At 71.6% G+C, this 18,302-nt stretch carries 14 protein-coding genes; 4 read left to right on the plus strand and 10 right to left on the minus strand.

Annotation, left to right across the window (positions count from 1 at the left end):
* The first annotated feature begins 78 nt into the window (after nucleotides 1-78).
* Nucleotides 79-2,310 (plus strand): penicillin-binding protein 1A, encoded by a 2,232-nt coding sequence (locus TBR22_RS16870; RefSeq protein ID WP_239489014.1) that lies wholly within the window; start codon nucleotides 79-81, stop codon nucleotides 2,308-2,310.
* 39 nt (nucleotides 2,311-2,349) lie between these two features.
* Here the strand turns inward: TBR22_RS16870 and prfB are convergent.
* The 5 genes from prfB to TBR22_RS16895 all read right to left on the minus strand — a co-directional run bounded on the left by prfB (nucleotide 2,350) and on the right by TBR22_RS16895 (nucleotide 8,309).
* Nucleotides 2,350-3,475 (minus strand): peptide chain release factor 2 gene (gene prfB / locus TBR22_RS16875; protein ID WP_239493500.1). Its coding sequence is split into 2 segments (ribosomal slippage): nucleotides 2,350-3,405 and nucleotides 3,407-3,475, totalling 1,125 coding nucleotides; the frame shifts between segments, so codons are not numbered across the junction.
* Nucleotides 3,476-3,611: 136 nt separating this feature from the next.
* Nucleotides 3,612-5,063 (minus strand): apolipoprotein N-acyltransferase, encoded by a 1,452-nt coding sequence (gene lnt, locus TBR22_RS16880; RefSeq protein WP_239489015.1) that lies wholly within the window; start codon nucleotides 5,061-5,063, stop codon nucleotides 3,612-3,614.
* Between the two features lie 65 nt (nucleotides 5,064-5,128).
* Complete coding sequence (locus tag TBR22_RS16885; protein ID WP_239489016.1) at nucleotides 5,129-5,830, minus strand: SPOR domain-containing protein; 702 nt, start codon at nucleotides 5,828-5,830, stop codon at nucleotides 5,129-5,131.
* Between the two features lie 269 nt (nucleotides 5,831-6,099).
* Nucleotides 6,100-7,731, minus strand: coding sequence for a tetratricopeptide repeat protein (locus TBR22_RS16890; RefSeq protein WP_239489017.1), 1,632 nt, complete (start codon nucleotides 7,729-7,731; stop codon nucleotides 6,100-6,102).
* Nucleotides 7,728-8,309 (minus strand): hypothetical protein, encoded by a 582-nt coding sequence (locus TBR22_RS16895; protein ID WP_239489018.1) that lies wholly within the window; start codon nucleotides 8,307-8,309, stop codon nucleotides 7,728-7,730. Before TBR22_RS16895 ends, TBR22_RS16890 begins: the two co-directional genes overlap by 4 nt.
* Before the next feature lie 20 nt (nucleotides 8,310-8,329).
* Here TBR22_RS16895 and TBR22_RS16900 point away from each other — a divergent pair, with 20 nt between their 5' ends.
* Genes TBR22_RS16900 through TBR22_RS16910 form a run of 3 tightly spaced genes read left to right on the plus strand, consistent with a single transcriptional unit; the run spans nucleotide 8,330 to nucleotide 11,693 of the window.
* The gene (locus tag TBR22_RS16900) at nucleotides 8,330-8,938 is read left to right on the plus strand and encodes a molybdenum cofactor guanylyltransferase (RefSeq protein WP_239489019.1); all 609 of its coding nucleotides are present in this window, start codon (nucleotides 8,330-8,332) and stop codon (nucleotides 8,936-8,938) included.
* Nucleotides 8,939-8,964: 26 nt separating this feature from the next.
* The gene (locus tag TBR22_RS16905) at nucleotides 8,965-10,998 is read left to right on the plus strand and encodes an arginine--tRNA ligase (RefSeq protein ID WP_239489020.1); all 2,034 of its coding nucleotides are present in this window, start codon (nucleotides 8,965-8,967) and stop codon (nucleotides 10,996-10,998) included.
* Complete coding sequence (locus TBR22_RS16910) at nucleotides 10,995-11,693, plus strand: gamma-glutamyl-gamma-aminobutyrate hydrolase family protein (protein WP_239489021.1); 699 nt, start codon at nucleotides 10,995-10,997, stop codon at nucleotides 11,691-11,693. The genes TBR22_RS16905 and TBR22_RS16910 overlap by 4 nt, the downstream gene beginning before the upstream one ends.
* Before the next feature lie 67 nt (nucleotides 11,694-11,760).
* On the opposite strand, the gene TBR22_RS16915 is transcribed toward TBR22_RS16910, so the two are convergent.
* The 5 genes from TBR22_RS16915 to valS are packed head-to-tail and all read right to left on the minus strand — an operon-like array spanning nucleotide 11,761 to nucleotide 18,235.
* A complete protein-coding gene (locus tag TBR22_RS16915) occupies nucleotides 11,761-13,053 on the minus strand; it encodes a class I SAM-dependent RNA methyltransferase (protein ID WP_239489022.1) in 1,293 nt (430 codons plus the stop codon).
* Nucleotides 13,046-13,816, minus strand: coding sequence for a hypothetical protein (locus TBR22_RS16920; protein ID WP_239489023.1), 771 nt, complete (start codon nucleotides 13,814-13,816; stop codon nucleotides 13,046-13,048). The genes TBR22_RS16915 and TBR22_RS16920 overlap by 8 nt, the downstream gene beginning before the upstream one ends.
* Nucleotides 13,813-14,784 carry a biotin--[acetyl-CoA-carboxylase] ligase gene (locus TBR22_RS16925; protein WP_239489024.1) on the minus strand — a complete coding sequence of 324 codons (972 nt, stop codon included), beginning with the start codon at nucleotides 14,782-14,784 and terminating at the stop codon, nucleotides 13,813-13,815. Before TBR22_RS16925 ends, TBR22_RS16920 begins: the two co-directional genes overlap by 4 nt.
* Complete coding sequence (nadC, locus tag TBR22_RS16930; RefSeq protein ID WP_239489025.1) at nucleotides 14,781-15,638, minus strand: carboxylating nicotinate-nucleotide diphosphorylase; 858 nt, start codon at nucleotides 15,636-15,638, stop codon at nucleotides 14,781-14,783. The genes TBR22_RS16925 and nadC overlap by 4 nt, the downstream gene beginning before the upstream one ends.
* Complete coding sequence (valS, locus tag TBR22_RS16935; protein ID WP_239489026.1) at nucleotides 15,635-18,235, minus strand: valine--tRNA ligase; 2,601 nt, start codon at nucleotides 18,233-18,235, stop codon at nucleotides 15,635-15,637. The genes nadC and valS overlap by 4 nt, the downstream gene beginning before the upstream one ends.
* Nucleotides 18,236-18,302 lie beyond the last annotated feature (67 nt).

Consider the following 18,302-nt stretch of genomic DNA (forward strand, 5'->3'; position numbering starts at 1 on the left):
GTGAGCCTTGAGCCTTGAGCCTTGAGCCCTGAGCCCTGAGCCCGAGCCCCGAGCATTCCCGGCATTACCATGATCTGAGTGGCCACCTACGTTGTCCGCGTCGCCCGCCAGGCGACGGTCTTCCTCCTCTTCCTGCTGACCATCGTCCTCGGGGCGGTGAGCGGCGTGCTGTTTGCCTTCGCCGGTGACCTGCCGCAGATCTCGGCGCTCGACGACTACGCGCCGAGCACCATCACCCGCATCTACGCCACCAACGGCGAGGTGATCGGCGAGTTCGCCACGCAGCGCCGCACGGTGGTCACCTACGACGAGATCTCCCCGCTGCTGCGGCAGGCAATCGTCGCGGCCGAGGACAAGGACTTCGACAAGCACGTCGGGCTCTCGGTGCCGCGCATCCTCGCGGCGCTCGCCAAGGACGTCCTCGAGCGGCGCAAGGCCGGCGGGGCGAGCACGATCACGCAGCAGCTCGCGCGCAACCTGTTCCTCAACTTCGAGAAGACCTGGGAACGCAAGATCAAGGAAGCGATCCTCGCGATCCAGATCGAGAAGCGGTACACGAAGCGGGAAATCCTGACGATGTACTGCAACACGATCTACTTCGGGCACGGCGCCTATGGCGTCGAAGCCGCGTCGCGCCTGTACTTCGGCAAGTCGGCCAGGTCGCTGGCGCTCGAGGAGGCCGCCCTCATCGCCGGAATCATCCAGGGCAACGTGCGGCAGAGCCCGTACATCAACCCCGAGGCGGCGGCGCGCCGACGCAACTACGCCCTGCAGCGGATGGCCGAGGAAGGCTTCATCACGCAGGACGCCGCGCGCAAGGCCATCGCCAGTCCCATCAAGACGGCTGGCCTGCCCACGCAGCAGTATTCTCCGGCGCCCTACTTCGTCGAGGAGGTGCGGCAGCAGCTCGAGGCGCGGTTCGGCGCCAAGCAGCTGTACGAGAACGGGCTGTCGGTGCAGACGAGCCTCGACCTGCCGCTGCAGCTGGCCGCCACGCGCGCGCTGCAGCACGGCCTGCGGCGCCTCGACCAGCGCCGCGGCTTCCGGGAGCCGGTCAACCTGCTCGCGGCAGGCGCCGACCTCGACGCCTACCGCCACCCGCGGTGGCAGGGCCCCATGGTCGTCGGCGACGTCGTGCCCGCCGTCGTCACCGGCACCACCGCCACCGAGATTCAGGCACGCGCGGGTCGCCTCGACGTGCGGATCCCGAAGGCCGGCTTCGACTGGACGGGCAAGGCCAGCGCGTCGGCGCTCGTGTCGCGTGGCGACCTCGTGCAGGTGCTCCTCGAGCAGGTCGAAGACGGCGGCCACACCGCCGTCGGGCGCCTCGACCAGGAGCCTGAACTGCAGGGCGCCGTCGTCGCGCTCGACAACCGCACGGGCCGCACCCTCGCGATGGTCGGCGGCTTCGACTTCGACCGCAGCAAGTTCAACCGCGCGATTCAGGCGTCGCGGCAACTGGGCTCGACCTTCAAGCTGGTGGTCTACACGGCTGCCATCGATCGCGGCTACACGCCGGCGAGCACGCTGCTCGACGCGCCCGTGTCGTTCCCGGGCGGTGCCGGGTCACCGGCCTACGCGCCGATGAACTACGACCGCACGTTCCAGGGGCCGGTCTCGCTGCGCCGCGCCCTCGAGCAATCGCGCAACGTCCCCACCGTTCGCCTGATGAACGCGCTGGGACCCAAGCAGGTGATCCAGTACGCGCAGAAGCTGGGGATCACCTCGCCGATTCCGCCGTACCTCTCGAGCGCCCTCGGCGCCGGCGAGGCGACGCTGCTCGAGATCACGAATGCGTTCTCGTTGTTCCCCAACCAGGGGGTGCGGATGACGCCGTACCAGATCCTGCGGGTCACCGACCGGGAAGGCAACGCGCTCGAGGAGAACCGTCCGGTGCCCACCGAGGCCATCCGCGCCGACACCGCCTACGTGATGACCAGCCTGCTGCAAGGCGTCGTGCAGCACGGGACGGCGGCGCGGGCCGCCGCGCTGCAATGGCCGCTCGGCGGCAAGACCGGCACCACCGACGACTTCACCGACGCGTGGTTCATCGGCTTCGATCCCGACATCACGATCGGCGTGTGGGTGGGCTTCGACACCAAGCGCCCGATCGGCCAGGGCCAGAGCGGTGCGGTGGCCGCACTGCCCATCTGGATCGACGTGATGCAGCACTGGGTCGAGCGCCAGCGCAAGGTGCTCAAGGCGGTGCCCGAGTTCCCCGCCCCTGGCAACATCGTCTTTGCGACGAGCGAGACGGGCGACAAGGAAGCGTTCATCGCGGGCACGGAACCGGGCGCGGAGATTCGCTGACGCGAATCTCCCCCGGCTCGGTCCCCGCCGATCCCGGCATTACTCCTCGTCGGGTGAGGCCGTGCCCAGCGTGCCGCTGGCCTTGGCCATCAGGTAGGTCTTGATGAAGCTGTCGATGTCGCCGTCGAGGACGCGCGTGACGTCGCCTTCCTGGTACTTGGTGCGATGGTCCTTGACCATCTGGTACGGGTGCAGGACGTAGCTGCGGATCTGGCTGCCGAAGGCAATCGCCTGCTTCTCGCCGCCAAGGCGATCGAGCTCGGCCTGCTGCTCCTTCAGCTTCATGTCGTACAAGCGTGACCGGAGCACCTTCATGGCCACGTCCTTGTTCTTGTGCTGCGACCGCTCGTTCTGACACGAGACGACGACGCCGGTCGGCAGGTGCGTGATGCGCACGGCCGAATCGGTGACGTTGACGTGCTGGCCGCCCGCGCCGCTCGAACGATACGTGTCGATGCGCAGGTCCTTCTCGTCGATCGTGATGTCCACGTCGTCGGGCAGTTCGGGCCAGACGTAGAGCGAGGCGAACGACGTGTGTCGCCGCGCCGCCTGGTCGAACGGCGAGATGCGGACGAGGCGATGGACGCCGGCCTCGGCCGCCAACAGGCCGTAGGCGTACTCGCCGGTGATGGTGACCGTCGCGCTCTTGATGCCGGCTTCGTCGCCGGGTTGCGCCTCGATCAGTTCCTTCTTGAAGCCGCGACGCTCCGCCCAGCGCAGGTACATCCGCAGGATCATCTCGGCCCAGTCCTGCGATTCGGTGCCGCCGGCGCCCGGGTGGACGGTGATGATGGCGTTCTTCAGGTCGTGCTCGCCGCCGAGCATCTTCTTGACCTCGCCGGCTTCGACTTCGACCTGCAACTCGTCGAGCCCGCGCACGAGGTCGCCCGAGACGTCCTCGCCGCCGTCGAGCCACTCGCGCAGCACGGCGAGATCCTCGCTCCGCTGGCGGAGCGACTTCAGCAGCGTGACGTCTTCGTCGAGCCGGCGACGGCGCTGGAGCACCTTCTGCGCCTCGGCCTGGTTGTTCCAGAAATCGGGATGGCTGGCTTGCGCCTCGAGGCGCGCGAGTTCCTGCTCGGGGCGAGCGGCGTCAAAGATACCTCCCGAGTTCGACGGCCCGTCTCAGCAGGTCGTCCAGCCGCTTGTACGCCTCTTCCTTCACGAACGCCACAGGGATTCCTCCGAAGGGCTCGGCGCTGTGCGCCTCGCCACCTCCGCTGTCAATGCCGCGATGCCGAATGCCGGGAACTCGCCGCGCGCCGAGGGCGCTCATCGGCGAGTCTTGAATGCCGCACGCCTCAGGCTCGGCGTCGACGTCGAAGGCGCTCCGCCCACGGCAGGGCGAGCAACGCCACGGTCACGAGCATACATGCCCACGCCACCGTGTCGCCGACGCGGGTATAGACCGTGCGGCCGTCGAGCCAGCGGACGTCGGCCGTCCAGGTCCCCGTCTCGAAGAGCGGCGACTGCACGACGACGCGTCCGTACGGATCCACGACCCCGCTGATGCCGGTGTTGGCGGCGCGCACGAGGTAGCGGCCGTTCTCGACGGCGCGCACCCGGGCCTGCTGGAAATGCTGGTAGGGCGCCGCCGACGTGCCGTACCACGCGTCGTTGGTGATCGTGGCCAGCAACTGGCTCCCCTGCCGCACCGCCTCACGGGCGAGGGCCGGGAACACCGCCTCGTAGCAGACCGCCACCGACAGCTTGTGGTCGCCCACCGGCAACAACGTGAGCCGCTGCCCCGCGCTGAAGTCCGAGAAGCCCTCGACCAGCGAGTCGGCGAAGAACAGCACGCGGCGTACCGGGATGTACTCGCCGAACGGCACCAGCTGCATCTTCCGGTAGCTGCCGCGGATCTCGCCGCGGCCATCCATCACGAAAGCGGCGTTGTAGAACTCCGAGGGCCCCACCACCTCGTCGCTGCCGAACACCACGGGCACGCCGGCCGCCACGAGCCGGGCCCGCATGATTTCGGTGTAGACAGCGTCGCGACCGAAGACGAACGGCGTCGACGACTCGGGCCAGACCACGAGGTCGGCGCCGGCCCGGGCGGCCTCCGCCGTCAGGAGCGTGTAGCGCTCGAGGATCGCGTCGCGGTACGCCGGATCCCACTTCTGGCCCTGCGGCACGTTGCCCTGCACGAGGGCGACGCGCGTCGTCGGCCCGGCCAGCAACTCGGCGCGGCCGAGGCGCGCCGCGCCCCACGCGACGACCATCCCCACCACGGCCAGGCATGCCGCAGCCAGCGCGAGCCGCGCGCGGGACGCCTGGCGGTCGGGCACGACGAGCAGCGCGATCGCCGTCGACGGCAGGGCGACCAGGCCCGAGACGCCGTAGATGCCGACGACGCTCGCCGCCTGCAGCGGCGCGAGCGTGTCCGACTGGCTGTAGCCGAGCAGCACCCAGGGAAATCCCGTGAGCAGTGTGCCGCGCAGCCACTCGGTACCCACCCAGATGGCGGGCGCGAGCATCAGGGCACGCGTGCCGCCGCGCACGAGTGCCTCGGTCAGCGCGAGACTGAACAGCGCGGGATAGATCGCCAGGTACCCGATGAGCAAGCCGGCGAGCAGCCACGCGAGCGCGGCGTTGAGACCACCGAACATCGCCAGGACGTCCGAGGTCCAGGAGACGGTCCCGGCAAACAGCACCAGGCCCGTCACCAGCCCCAGCAGGAAGGGACGAGGTCCGCGCGGGGCGGAGCGGCGGGCCGTCCGTGCCACGGCGACACAGAGCGGCGCGAGGGCCACCCACCCGAGCGGGGCAAGAGCGGGCGTGGGCAGGCTCAGGGCCAGCAGGACGCCCGACAGCAGGGCTAGCGCGTAATCCAGGGCTTGAACTTCTCTTCCGTCTGCAGGCGCCGCATGATCTTGTCGGCATCCTGCCGCTGGAGATCGCGTCCGACGCGCACCTTGAAGATGGTCTGGCCGCCCGAGGGGGCCACCACGTACGCCTTGTAGCCGCGCGCCTGCAGGCGCTGCGCGATGGCGTCGGCTTCGGGCTTGTTCTTGAGGGCCGTCACCTGCACGGTGAACCCACCGTCCTCGGCGGGAGCGGGCGGCGGTTCCACGGGCGCCGCAGCCGCGGCGGACCTGGACGGCGGCGCGGGCGGCGGGGCTGCTGGCGTCGGCGCAGCAGCCGGCGTCTCCCTGGTGGCCTCCGCGGCGGGCGCCGGTGCCGGCGCCAGTTCGCTGGCCGCGCCGGGCTTCACCGGCGCAGGATTGCCGTCCTTCTGGAGGTCCTGCGGATAGCTGAGCCCGGACACCTGCGTGGGGCCCTCGGAACTCGGCGCGGTGCTCGCCTCTTCCTCGGGACCGGGCGTCACGGTCTCGGCAACAACCCCTTCGGCCGCCACCGTGTCAGCGCCGCCACGTCCGCGCTGGACCCCGCGGCCGACCAGCACACCGCAGAGGAAAATGACGATCGAGACGACGGTCGTCGCCATGAAGAGGAAGACCAGCTGCTTGCCGCTCAGCTGAATCTCGTGGAATCCGTCGTCGTGGATGTCGTGGCCCATGCGTGCACCCAGGGCGCGCGCGTCGGGCTGGGAGGCCGCTGCTGCGCACCGTCTGGAGGACGTGCAAGTGTGTTTGACGTCCAGACCGCGGGGACAGTCTTGCCCCGGCAACCCGCCGATCTGGTCAGCGCCGCAGTGTACTACGGCTCACGGCTCAGGGGGCTCAGGGGGCTCAGGGCTACAGCCTACGGCCTGCGGCCTACGGTCAAGGAACCAAGGCCCAAGGCCCAAGGCCCAAGACCGAAGGGCAAAGGCAGAAGGACGAAGGCTCAAGGCTTGGCAGGGGGTGTGGCGCGCACCCGGGCCAACAGGGCCTTCGCGTCGGCCGACTCTGGCGCCAACTGCGCGGCCCGTTCGGCGTGCGGCAAGGCTGCCGCGGCATCACCCGACGACAGCAGCGCCTCGGCCAGCAGCAGGCGCGCCTCGAGGCTCTCCGCGCTCCAGAGCGAGATCTTCAGCGACTCGGCGGCGTCGCGCAGACGGCCGCTTCGCAAGAGGACCCGGCCGAGCGCCAGGTGCGTCTCGGCATCGTAGGGCGAGAGGTAGAGCGACTTGCGGAACTCGGCGATCGCCTCCCGATCCTGCTGCTGCTCGGCCAGCCGCTGGCCGCGATCGAAGTGGAAGCGGGCCAGTTGCTGATACTCCTGCTGCGTCGCGGTGACCAGCGCCGGATCGACGCGCACCGGCAGCGTCTCGGCGCTGCTGAGGCGCTCGAGCCCGCGTGGCACGCCGCCGACGCCGTCCTCACGGGGACGCTTCTCCCATTCATCGAAGCGCGACGACAGTTGGCGGGCCAGGTCGCGCTCGCGCGTGGCCTCCGCCGTGCTCGACGCGCCCTGCAGGGCAGCCGCGAGGACGAAGTGCGCCTCACCGTCGGCCGGGCGCCGACGGACGACCTCGCGAAGCCAGTAGATGGCCGCGGGCCCGTCCTTGTCGAGCCAATAGGCGTAGCCAAGGTTGAACACGTAGTCGGCCGACTCGGGAGCTGCCTCGGTGGCCTTGGTGAAGTACCAGGTCGACTTCCCCGACTGAGGAGTCACGCTTCCTCGGCGGGCCTGGATGACGCCGAGGTTGTTGTACACCGCGGCGGTGGCCGACTCGTCCAGCAGGGTCTTGTACGCGGTGAAGGCCTCGTCCCAGCGCTTCAGGTGGATGAGCGACAGTCCCGCGGCGAAGCGGGCCCGACGGTGCCACCGCGACGACGCCGGCACCGCCTGGGCGGCCGCCAGCGCGCGCGCGTGCTGCTCCTCGTCGGTGCACACCTCCCAGATGGCCAGGTGCGCGCGGGCATAGCCGGGCGCCGCCTGTACCGCCTGCTCGAGGAAGCGCAATTGCGTGGCCGGCGTCTCGGCCACCAGGCCCTTGACGAAGGACTCGAACACCTCGAGCGAGGGCGGCCCTTCGCTCGACGTCGGCGGGGCGCCGGGCGGGACGCCGGCAATGGCCGCGGCGACGCGCGTGGCGATCGCGAAGACGTCGCGCAACGGCCCCTGCTCGCGGATCTCGGGAAAGCCTCGTCCCGCCTCGACCTGCACCACGCGCACGGCCAGGGTGAGGGTGTCGCCGGTGATGTCGACGCTGCCGGTCACCAGTTCGCGCACGCCGATCACCTGGGCGGCCCGCAACAGCGTCGCCCGCGACAACTCCCCGTCGGCAGGCAACTCGAGCGCATCGAAGGCCGCAACGCGATCGGTGCGCGGGACGGCGGGGCGCCCGAGGGCGGTCAGGGCGTCGCCGATCAGCAGGGCCGCGCCCTCGCCGAGCCACAGCGTCCGGGGATCCTGCCCCGCCGACCGCAGCGGCATCACCAGCACGGAGGGCTGCACGGACGGCCCCTGCGCAGCCGCGGGGGCGACCACGCTCCCCAGCAGCACACAGGCCAGCAGCACCCACCGGATCACGCGGCCTCCTCGCGCGGCTCGAGCGCGATCACGCACGCATCGCCCCCCTGCGCCCGGCACGTCACGACGCTGCCCGCGTAGGCCACGGGGTCGCGGGCGACCAGCGCCTCGAGGAACGCGACGTAGTAGCGGCAATGCGGCCCGGTCGACGGGTCACGCTGGTTGCAGAAGATCGACCCCTTGATCTCGATCTCCAGCCGCCGCTGCCGCACCCGGGTGCGGACCCTGGTGCCGCGGTAGGCGTGCTCGAAGTGGCGACGGGCCTGCTTGCCGACCTGCCGGAGTCGCAGCGTCACCGGCAGGAACTGCCCTCCCTGCCTCGCGGCCCAGCCCTGCCCGGCCAGCCACCACTCGGCGGCGTACGTGGCGGCCTGCGTCATCACCGCGTCGTAGGGCGCCTCTTCCTCGTGGCGCAGGAAGCTGAGGACGGCGGTGACCGGGGCGAGATTGACCGCATCTTCCCGCCAGCCGCGCGGCCGCAGGTAGCTCTCGTAGAACTCCAGCCGCATCGGGAGCAGGTCCGCGATGGCCTGGTGGAGGGCCGCGGCGAGCAGCCGGTCGATTCTCGCCTCACTCATTTTCTGGTAACGTTTTCGCGGTGAGTGGGCGTCCGGAGGGCCAGGCCGACCAGTGGACCGGCGTGGTCCTGGCCGGTGGCCGCAGCCGGCGATTCGGCGGCGTGGACAAGACCCGCTTGCCCCTGGGTGGCCGCACCCTGCTGGCGCGGGCGCTCGATGCGCTGGCGCCGTTCACCGCTGGTCGCCTGGTCGTCGGCGGCGCTCCGGTGGCCGGCGTGGCGCAGGTGGCCGATGCCGCCCCGGGAGAGGGTCCGCTCGGCGCAATCCTGACGGCCCTCGAGGCAATCGACACGCCGTACGCCCTGCTGCTGGCGGTCGACCTGCCCTTCATCCCAGGCTCCCTGCTCGGCAAGGTGCGGCGCGCTGGCGCGGAGGCCGCAGTGGCGCTCGTGCAGGCCCCGGATGGCCGGGTGCCGTTGTGCCTGTCGGTGCGGCGCGAGACCGCCCCGATCCTGCGCGAGTGGTTCGAACGGGGAACGCGCCGCGTGCGGGCGCTGGAGGACCTGGCGCCGTGCGCGTGGGTCGCCGCCGAAGCGGCGCCTCCGCCTGGCGCCCTGTGGAACGTCAACGATCCGCTTACCTATGCGCGGGCGCTCGAGATGGCGGAGCACGACTGCCCGGCATGCTAACCCACTGATCTGACCGAGTCAAACCGATGATCCTGCCTCTGCAGCAGGCCGTGCGAGCGGCGCTACGAGACACGCTGACAACACTTTACGGCCCCGAGGCCGTGCCGGCGACCCTCGTCGTCGAGACCCCGCCGACCCGCGCCCTCGGCGACCTCGCCCTGCCGTGCGCCTTCGAGCTCGCGCGTGTGCTCCGCAAGGCGCCCCGGGCGATCGCGCAGGAGATCGTCGCCGCGCTGCCTGCCATCCCGGGCGTGCGGAGCGTGCAGGCAGTCGGCGGCGGGTACATCAACGTGCATCTCGATCGCGCCGCGTTCCTGCGCACGCACCTCGGCCGGCCCGTCGCCGCCGAGGACCTGCCGGCCCGCGCCAAGACCATCGTCGAGCACACGGCCATCAACCCGAACAAGGCGGCCCACATCGGCCACCTCCGCAACGCCATCCTCGGCGACACGATCGGCCGCCTGCTGCGCTTCCTCGGCACGCCGGTCGAGATCCAGAACTACATCGACGACACCGGCGTGCAGGTCGCCGACGTCGTCGTCGGCTTCGAGCAGCTCGAGGGCAAGGGCCTCGACGAGGTGCGAGCGCTCGCCGCGGGCGAGAAGTTCGACTACTACTGCTGGGACCTCTACGCCCGCGTCACCGAGTGGTACGAGGCCGACCGCAGCACCCGCCTCGGGATCCGGGCGCGCACGCTGCACGCCATCGAACACGGCGAGGGCACGAGCGCCGAGATGGGGGCGGTGATCGCCGACGCCATCGTCCGCTGCCACCTGCGCACGATGGCCCGACTCGGCATCGACTACGACCTGCTGTCGTGGGAAGGCGACATCCTGCGGCTGCAGTTCTGGGCCACGGCCTTCGACATCCTCAAGAAGAACGGCACGGTCTACCTGCAGACGGAGGGCAAGCTGAAGGGGTGCTGGGTGATGGAGATCGACGAGGACGTCGACTCCACGCTCGCCCAGGGCGAGGCCGCCGACGTCGAGGGCCCCGAGGGCGCGGACGCGGACGCCGACGGCGTCAACCCGCGCGAGAAGGTCATCGTCCGCTCCAACGGCACGGTGACCTACGTCGGCAAGGACATCGCGAACCAGTTCTGGAAGTTCGGCCTGCTCGGCAAGGACTTCGCGTACCGCCCGTTCGCCACGCGGCTGGCCGGCGACACGCTCTGGGCCACCACCACCACGGGCGGCACCGAGCCCCATCCCGGGTTCGGCCGCGCCGGCACGGTCATCAACGTGATCGACACGCGCCAGTCGTACCTGCAGCAGTTGCTCAAGCAGGCGCTGGCGACGATGGGGCATCGGACGCAGGCGGAGCAGTCGATTCACTTCTCGTACGAGATGGTGGCGCTCTCGCACAAGACCGCCCGTGAGCTCGGGTACGAGGCCGACGCCGACGGCAAGCCGTTCGTCGAGGTGTCGGGCCGCAAGGGCCTGGGCGTCAAGGCCGACGACCTGCTCGATCGCCTCGTCGACAAGGCCCTCGACGAGGTGCGCAAGCGCAACGCCGGGCAGTCGGAGGCCGAGGCGCGCCAGACCGCCGAGGCGATCGCGATCGCGGCGGTGCGGTACTTCATGGTGAAGTTCTCGCGCACCAAGATCATCGCCTTCGACATCGACGAGGCGCTCAGCTTCGAGGGCGAGAGCGGGCCGTACCTGCAGTACGCGGCGGTCCGTTCAGGCAACATCCTGGCCAAGCTCCGCGAACGCGATCAGGTCGGGGAGGACACGCTGGCCGCGCGGCTGGCTTCCCTGCCCGAGGCGCACCTGATCGAGGGCGGCGAGCCGGCCGATGCGCTGTGGGACCTCGTGCTGGCCTGCGCCCGCCTCGACGAGACCGTCGAGGCCGCCGTCCGCAGCCTCGAGCCCTCGGTGGTCGCCAAGTACGCGTTCGGGCTGGCGCAGGCGTTCAGCGGCTTCTACCACAAGTGCCCGATCCTCTCGGAAGAGCGCGAGGACGTGCGACTGTGGCGGGCCGCGGCGGTGAGCTACTTCCGCCAGCAGATGACGCGCGCGCTCGACCTCATGGGCGCCGTCGTGCCGGGGCGCATGTGACCTCGCGCCCGCGTGTCGTCTACGTCCAGTGCAGTCGCGACGAGGACTACCTGAAGTCGCTCGCGGCGGTCGACGTCGAGGTGTGCGCCGTGGCGCCCGGGGACGGCGATCCGGCGCGCGCCCTGCTCGGCGCCGACGGCGTGGTGCTGGCCGGCGGTCCCGACGTCGACCCGGCCCTGTACGGCGAGGGGATCCACCCGACGTGCCGCCTGGCCGGCGACGCGCGCGACGCCTTCGAGATCGCCCTGGCGCGCCGCTGCCTGCACGACGGCGTGCCGCTGCTGGCGATCTGCCGCGGGATGCAGGTCCTGAACGTCGCTGCCGGTGGCTCGCTCATCCAGGACCTCCCGTCGCAGGTGCCCGTTGCCCTGCCGCACGCGGTGGACGACACGCTCACGACGATGGCGCACGGACTCGACGTGTTGCCGGGGACGCACCTGGCGCGCGCCGTGTCTGCAGGCATGGCCACGCAGGTCAACAGCCGGCATCACCAGGCGGCCAAGGTGATTGGCGACGGCCTGGTCGTCGCCGCGCATGCGCCTGACGGGATCGTCGAGGCGATCGAGGCCACCTCGTCGCCGTTCTGCGTCGGCGTGCAGTGGCACCCCGAGAACTTCTGGAAGACGGGCGAGTTCCTGCCGCTGTTCCGCCTGTTCGCGCTGGCCACGGAGCGCCGCGCCCTCGCACACACGTAACTGATCGACGACGCGTGGCGCACCGCGCCGCCGAGGCGCCGTTGGCGCGCGACGCCCAGGCGATCCGCTACGTGCGGCGGAGGACCACCAGCGCCTCGACGTGCGCGGTGACCGGGAACATGTCGAAGACCGTCACGGTCTCGACGGCGAGCCCCTGCGCGACGAGCACCTTGAGGTCGCGGGCCAGCGTGGCCGGGTCGCACGACACGTACGCCACCGTCGATGGGCGCGCCGCCGCGACGGCGCCGAGCGCCACCGGCGACAGCCCCGTGCGCGGCGGATCGACGATCACGCAGGCGTCGGCCAGGCGGCTCCCCTCGCCCGCGACGAACCCCTCCACGTCGCCACGCACCGCGCGCACGCGCGAGCCGAACGCCGTGGCATTGGCGACGAGATCCTCGGCGCTGATGGGGTCGCCCTCGACGCACGTCACCGCCCCGGCGCCACGGGCCGCAGCCGCGAGCCCGAACAGCCCGACCCCCGCGTAGAGATCGACGACCCGGGGCGCGTCGGCGGCCGCACCGAGCACGCGCGCAAGCAGGGCCGGCAGCAACACCCGGTTGCCCTGGAAGAACGCCGCGGCGTGGCGCGCGATGCCGGCGACAGCGTCGTCGACCTGCAGGCCGAGGGAGGTCCATGCGTCGCGCACCCGCGGGTCACCCTCGATGGTCGAGGGATGCCTGGACGAGGCCAGGGCGGCGCTGACGCCCGCGCAGTCGGGGGGCGCCCCATCGGACCACACCTCGCCATGGCGGGGCAGCGGCCGCGACAGTTCGAGGTGGACCGCGCGCCCATCCCCGCTCACCGCCTGCGTCACGAGCACGGCTTCGACGCTGGGCACGACCTCGGGCCGCAGCCGCGCGACCACCTCCGCCGCCAGGTCCAGCAGGCCGGGCGCGAGTTGCCCGCTGGCGCCGGCATCGCACAGCGTGTGCGTGCCTTCGAGGAAGAACCCGACGCGCCGGCCCTGCACGTGCAGGCGCGCCCGCAGGCGCCAGCCCGTCGCCGGCGACGCGACGGCGTCGATGGGAGGAAGGTCGCGCAGGCCGCCGATGCGCTCGAGCGCGTCCTGCACGATGGCGCGCTTGATGTCGAGCTGTCGCGGCGCGGCGACGTGCGCGAAGACGAGTCCCCCGCAGCGTGGATCCCCGGAAGGCGTGACGCGATCCGGCGAGGGATCCAGCACGTCGACGACCCGACCGAACGCCACGCCCTTCCCCGTCTTCTCGACCAGGATCGTGGCGCGCTCTCCGGGGATGCCGCCGCTCACGAGGACCACGCGGCCATCGACCCGCGCCAGCGACCGGCCGCCGGCCACCGGCTTCTCGAGCAGCACCTCGTGCACGTGATCCTCAGCCATCGATGCGCACCTGCGGCAGGCTGAAGTGCTTCCGCGCCAGGTCGCCGCGCAGTGCGGCCTCCGCCTCCCGGTACGCCGCGGCGGGCAACTGCGCGCGGTAGGCGGCCAGTTCGCGCGCGACCTGCGCGTCGACGTCCGCACGGATCGCCGCCGGCAGCGACGCCACGGCGGCGACGGTCAGCGCCGCCTCGACCGCCTGCAGGTCGGCGACGATGGACGTGCGCGCCTCGGCGCGCGCGCCACGTGCAGCGTCGAGGCGCGCGTCCACCTCGCGGATGGCCCGGTCGATGGCCTGGCGCAGGTCGGGTGGCAGTTCGGTCGCGGCGGCCACCGACGAGAGCCGCACCAGGACCCGCTCGATGTGCCTGGGCAGCGAGCGGCCACGCGTCGCGGCCGGCTGATCGGCATCGGCGCTCACCACCTCGGAGGGCGCGGCGGCGGCAGCCGCGTGCACGCCGACGGCGCGGCGCCACTGGTCGAACGCATCGCGCACGTCGGCCTCGCAGAACTCGATCCGCACCGGGCGGCGGCGCGGTCCCTTCGCCGTGAGGCGGGTGATGGTGCGGTCCACGCCGTGCAGCGCAACGCGCAGCGGCACGCCCTCACGGGCCCAACCCGCGACCAGTTCGAAGGCAGGTCCGACAATCCGGACCAGGTGCCCGCCGTTGACGCGACAGAGGTGGGCCTCGACCGCGCGGCAGTAGGCGCCGATGTCGGTGGTGGCGTCGGCGGGCGGCGCCGCGGGCGCGTCATGACGACTCATGATCGCGCGCCCTCCAGCAACCACTCGACGTCGCCGCCGTGCACGAGCACCTCGGCCGATGCCGCGACCTGCACGCGGAGGGCACCGGCGTCGTCGATCCCGCGGGCGCGGCCACTGTGCGTCACGCCGTGATGATGCCAGCGGACTGGCGTGCCGTCGACGCTCGGCGCGGCGGCCAGCCAGGCCTCGCGCACCCGCGCCACGTCGCCGGCGGCCAGTGCCATCGTGCCGGCCGCGAGCCGCCCCAGCAGCGCCTCCACCACCTGGCTCGCCATGGCGAGCGAACCACCCGCCAGCGGACCGGCAAGCTCCTCGAGGGTGATCATCCGCGCCGCGACGTCGGGCGGCGCCTCGGCCGGACGCACGTTGATGCCGATGCCGAGCACCACGCTCCGCAGCACGCCGCCGTCGCTGGAACCCTCGGCGAGGATGCCCGCGAGCTTGCGCCACCGAGGGCCGGCGCCCTGAGGGGGCCCGCCGTGTCCGGCCGAAGCGGGAGGCGCGAAGGCGGACTCCCCTGTTCCCGAATCCCGCTTCCCGCTTCCCGCTTCTCCCCTGACCATGACGTCGTTGGGCCACTTCAGTTCGACCGGGACGTCGCAGACGTCGCGCACCGCTTCGACCACGGCGACGCCGGCCATCAGCGTGACGAGCGACGAGGCCGGCGAGGCCGGGTCCTGGCGCATGGCAGGCCAACGGTCCGGACGCAGCAACGTCGACACGTAGAGGCCGTGCGCCGCGGGCGAATGCCAAGCGGCGCCGCGACGGCCACGGCCGGCAGTCTGCTCCGCGGCAATCACGGTGTAGCCCTCCGGCGCGCCTTCTGCGGCGGCGCGCGCCACGTCGTCGTTGGTGGAACCGGTGGTGGCCCGCACCGACACGTGCCGCGCGAAGGCGTCGCCATGCGTGGCAGCGCGCTCGACGCCTGCACGCACCGCCTCCAGCCAGGCGTCGAGGGACGCGCTCACGGGGCGGGCGCGATCTTGAAGCTGAGGTCGACCGCAGGCGCCGAGTGGGTCAGCGCGCCGACCGACACGAAGTCGGCGCCCGTCGCCGCGATCGCCGGGATGCGATCCAGGGTGACGCCGCCCGACACCTCGATCTGGGCGCGCCCCCTGGCGCGGCGCACCGCCTCGGCAAGCGTCGCGAGGTCCATGTTGTCGGCCAGGATGCGCGTGGCGCCTGCGCCGAGGGCGACGTCGAGTTCCTCGAGCGTGCGCACCTCGACTTCGATGCTCATGTCGAGGCCTGCGTCGCGCATCCGCTGCAACGCCACGGCGACACCACCGGCCAGGGCGATGTGGTTGTCCTTGATCAGGATGCCGTCGTCGAGTGCGAAGCGATGGTTCGTGCCGCCGCCCGCCCGGACGGCGTACTTCTCCAGCACGCGCAGCGTCGGCGTCGTCTTGCGCGTGTCGAGGATGGTGAGCGAGGAGCCGGCGGCGGCTTCCACGTAGCGGCGCGTCACGGTGGCGATGCCGGACATGCGCTGCAGGTAGTTGAGGGCCGTCCGCTCGGCGGTGAGCAGCGCGCGCGCCCGTCCGGTGACCTCGGCCACCAGCGTACCGGCGGGACACCAGGCCCCGTCGTCGTGGTGACGGACCATCGTCGACGCGGGATCGAGCTGCAGGAACGTCTCCTCGGCGACGTCGAGCCCGGCGATCACGCAGTCCTGCTTGGCCAGCAACCGACCGACGCCACGCTGGTGCTCCTCGATGGTCCCCTCGGTGGTCGCATCGCCCCAACCGAGGTCCTCGGCCAGGGCGCGGCGCACGAGTTCGCGGTAGAGCGCGCGATCGAGGGGCACCGGAGGCGACGTCACGCGCCGACCTCCTTCGGGCTCGGCTCGAGCTCGCCGAGTTCGACCGTCGCCGTGCGGGCCTCGCCCTCGCTGGTGCGCACCTGCTGCACGAACCCCGAGGCCGCGACGTCGGTGCGCGCCGCCTCGAAGGCCGCCAGATCGGCCGCCGGCGCCGTGACGTGGAAGTCCACCACGGGCGTGCGGAGCGGCTTCTTCGCCTCGGACTTGGTGCGGCGGATCTCGCCGAGCGCCCAGGATGCCATCGCGAGGGCCTCCTCGCCGGCCGCGTCGCCCGCCCCGCCGAGCGACGCCAGCACGCCGTCGGCCGAGGGCCACGCCGCGCGATGCACCGACCCCTCCTTCCACCACGACCACACTTCCTCGGTGACGTAGGGCAGGAACGGCGCGAACAGCCGCAGCAGCGTGTCGAGCACCACGAGCATGGCGGCGTTGGCCGACGCCTGGCCCTCGGTGCCGAGGTCGCCATAGCGGCGCGCCTTCACGAGCTCGAGATAGTTGTCGCAGAAGTCCCAGAAGAACTGCTCGGAGCGCTCGAGGGCCCGCGTGTAGTTGTAGTCCTCGAGGTCCTGCGTGGCCTCGCCGACCAGCGCCGCCAGGCGCGTCAGCAGGCCGCGATCGACCGCCGCGGTGATGGCACCGGTCGGCTCGGTGCGGGCCAGCGCGAACTTGGCCGCGTTGAGCAGCTTCATGGCGAGCCGACGGCCGACCCGCATCTGGCCCGTGTCGAAGGCCGTGTCGGCGCCCGGCCGGCCGCTGGCCGCCCAGTAACGCACCGCGTCGGAGCCGTGCTCCTCGAGCAGGCCCATCGGCGTCACCACGTTGCCCTTCGACTTGGACATCTTCTTGCGGTCGGGATCGAGCACCCAGCCGGAGATCGCCGCGTGCTTCCAGGGCAGCACGTCGTGGCCGAGGTGGGCGCGCAGCACCGTCGAGAAGAGCCACGTGCGGATGATGTCGTGGGCCTGCGGGCGCAGGTCCAGCGGGAACACGCGCCCGAAGAAGTCCTCGTCGTCGCCCCACTGCGCCACGATCTGCGGCGTCAGCGAGGACGTCGCCCACGTGTCCATCACGTCGGGGTCGCCCACGAAGCCGCCCGGCACGCCACGCTGCGCGGCGTCGTAGCCGGGCGGCACGTCGGTCGACGGGTCCATCGGCAGCTGTGCCTCGGAGGGCAGGATCGGCTGGTCGTAGCGCACCGTGCCGTCCGGCGCGATCGGGTACCACACGGGGAACGGCACGCCGAAGAAGCGCTGCCGCGAGATGCACCAGTCGCCGTTCAGGCCCTCGACCCAGTTCTCGAAGCGCGCCCGCATGTAGGACGGGTGCCACTCGAGCTCGCGGCCGCGCGCGATGAGCGCGTCGCGGTGCGGCATCGTGCGGATGAACCACTGTCGGCTCGTGACGATCTCGAGCGGGCGATCGCCCTTCTCGAAGAACTTCACCGCGTGCGTGATCGGCCGCGGCTCGCCGATCAGGTCGCCCGACTCCTTGAGCTGCTCGACCAGCCGCGTCCGGGCCTGCGACGCGCCACGCCCCACCAGCGGCGCATACGCGGCCTCGGCGCGCGCCACGTCCACCGACGGCCACTGCTCGCTGCCGAAGACAATCGGGCGCAGCGTGCCGTTGGCCTCGATGATCGAGCGCACCGGCAGGTTCAGCTCACGCCACCAGATCACGTCGGTGAGGTCGCCGAACGTGCAGATCATCGCGATGCCGGTGCCCTTCTCGGGATCGGCGAGATGGTGCGGCCGAATCGGCACCTTGACGCCGAACAGCGGCGAGATCACCTCGGTGCCGAACAGCGGCTGGTAGCGGGCGTCGTCGGGATGCGCGACGAGGGCGACGCAGGCGGGGATCAGCTCCGGGCGGGTCGTGTCGATCTCGACGAAGCCCTGGCCGTCGGCGCGCGCGAACCGGATCTTGTGGTACGCGCCGGGCATCTGCCGGTCCTCGAGCTCGGCCTGCGCGACGGCGGTGCGGAAGTCCACGTCCCACAGCGTCGGCGCCTCGAGCTGGTAGGCCTGGCCCTTCTCGAGCAGGCGGAGGAACGCCAGCTGCGAGATCTTCTGCGCCCGCTTGCCGATGGTCGCGTAGGTCATCGACCAGTCCACCGACAGGCCGAGGTACCTCCAGAGGTGCTCGAAGGCCTTCTCGTCCTCTTCGGTCAGGCGCGTGCAGAGCTCGATGAAGTTCGGCCGCGACACCGAGATCGGCTGCTTGCCCGGCGTGGCCGGCGGCTCGAAGGCGGGCTCGTACGGCAGCGACGGATCGCAGCGCACGCCGTAGTAGTTCTGGACGCGACGCTCGGTGGGCAGGCCGTTGTCGTCCCAGCCCATCGGGTAGCAGACGGCGAAGCCCCGCATCCGCTTGTAGCGGGCGATGGCGTCGGTGTGCGTGTAGGAGAAGACGTGCCCCACGTGCAGCGAGCCGCTGACCGTCGGGGGCGGCGTGTCGATGGCGTAGACCTCCTCGCGCGGGCGCGTCCGGTCGAACCGGTAGACGCCTTCCGCCTCCCACCGGGCTTGCCATTTCGCTTCGAGGCCCTCGAGGGCCGGCTTCTCGGGAACACGGTAGGACGGGGACGACGCCTCGGACATCACCCGACGATCGTAGGGGGTGCCCCCTTGCGGCCGCAAGGGGGCGGCGTGGCGCCGCCGGGACGGA

Origin of the sequence: Luteitalea sp. TBR-22 (assembly GCF_016865485.1) — a bacterium.
GTDB lineage: Bacteria > Acidobacteriota > Vicinamibacteria > Vicinamibacterales > Vicinamibacteraceae > Luteitalea.

Excerpts from the sequence above, each read along its gene's own strand:
- TBR22_RS16915 (WP_239489022.1), bottom strand. The coding sequence starts at position 13,053 with ATGGCTGAGGATCACGTGCACGAGGTGCTGCTCGAGAAGCCGGTGGCC.
- valS (WP_239489026.1), bottom strand. The coding sequence starts at position 18,235 with ATGTCCGAGGCGTCGTCCCCGTCCTACCGTGTTCCCGAGAAGCCGGCC.
- TBR22_RS16885 (WP_239489016.1), bottom strand. The coding sequence starts at position 5,830 with ATGGGCCACGACATCCACGACGACGGATTCCACGAGATTCAGCTGAGC.
- TBR22_RS16895 (WP_239489018.1), bottom strand. The coding sequence starts at position 8,309 with ATGAGTGAGGCGAGAATCGACCGGCTGCTCGCCGCGGCCCTCCACCAG.
- TBR22_RS16905 (WP_239489020.1), top strand. The coding sequence starts at position 8,965 with ATGATCCTGCCTCTGCAGCAGGCCGTGCGAGCGGCGCTACGAGACACG.
- TBR22_RS16920 (WP_239489023.1), bottom strand. The coding sequence starts at position 13,816 with ATGAGTCGTCATGACGCGCCCGCGGCGCCGCCCGCCGACGCCACCACC.